Raw genomic sequence first — 1,117 nt, 5'->3', positions numbered from 1 at the left:
GTCTTCACTGGGCGTCTCGCCGAATCGGTCGGTGACGTGATCGGGTTGGGGTCGACGGCGGTCGCGGTGTGGGACATCGCGAAGTGGCCGGCCGACGGGTCCCTGACGGTGATCGACCCGACGCCCACCGGCGAGCCGTTCAGCGACGACGTCCTCGGCCGGATCGCCGCCGACACCCCGCACAGCCCGGCGTCCTGGGTGCAGCGTCTGCGGCACGGCCTGCGCGACCGGATCCTCGCCGACCTGTGCCGGCAGGGTGTCGTCCGGGACGTCGACGAGACCGAGCTGGGCTTCATCCACGTGCACCGCTACCCGGTCGTGGACACCTCCGTCGAGGCGGAGACCCGGCAGCGGCTGGCCGAGGCGCTGACCGGCGCGGCAGCCCCGGACGAGCGGACCGCCGCGCTGGCCACCCTGGTGGTGGTGCTCCGGATGGAGTCCGCGCTCGGGGTGAGCGGCGAGGCCGCCGCCGACGCCCGCCGCCGGCTGACGGAGATCGCCACCGGCGCCGGGTTCTCCGGCGAGGTGAGCACCGACGACTCGGTGGTCCGCCCGTCGGTCGGCCTGGTCGTCGCCGCCCTGGCCAAGGCCGTCGACCAGGCCCTCGGCAAGCGCGCCTGACCGTCGAAGCCAGCACGCCCCTGCCATCCTTTGCTCTGCACCCGAAGATGCACCACGAGGCTCTGCACCCGAAGATGCACCACGAGGCTCTGCACCCGAAGATGCACCACGAGGCTCTGCACCCGAAGATGCACCACGAGCGGCCGGCGCTTGGCGTCCGCCGCATGTCGGCTCCCCGATGGCACGTGGCGCATCCGCGGGTGCAGAGCAAAGGGAACGTGCCGGGTGGATGGGTCCTTCGCGGCGTCAGATGCCGAGAGCGACGCCGACCTCGGCCCGCAGCCCGACGACCGCCTGCGCCGCCCGGCTGCGGGCCGCCGGGACGTCACCATCCGTGACCGGCTCCACCACTTCGAGGTACGCCTTGAGCTTCGGCTCGGTCCCGGACGGGCGGATCACCACCCGGGCCGCCGCGGTCCGCAGGATCACCACGTCCGACTCGGGCAGCAGGTCCCGGACGCTGTCCACCGGCTGCCCGAGCAGGGTGGCCGGGGTG

The 1,117-nt window shown here is 73.4% G+C and carries 1 protein-coding gene and 1 pseudogene; one reads left to right on the top strand and one right to left on the bottom strand.

Annotated elements, in window-relative coordinates:
* Positions 1-621, top strand: a 621-nt coding sequence (locus ABZ749_RS35570; protein ID WP_357235848.1) for a GPP34 family phosphoprotein, incomplete at its 5' end; no start/stop codon positions are given.
* Between the two features lie 246 nt (positions 622-867).
* Here the strand turns inward: ABZ749_RS35570 and ABZ749_RS35565 are convergent.
* Positions 868-1,117, bottom strand: a pseudogene (locus ABZ749_RS35565) (phospho-sugar mutase); the annotation flags it as partial.

The sequence above is a fragment of the Micromonospora sp. NPDC047753 genome (genome assembly GCF_040642735.1).
Lineage (GTDB): Bacteria > Actinomycetota > Actinomycetes > Mycobacteriales > Micromonosporaceae > Micromonospora.
Note: the sequence above shows the minus strand (reverse complement) of the source record. Positions and strands in the feature narration are given on the sequence as shown.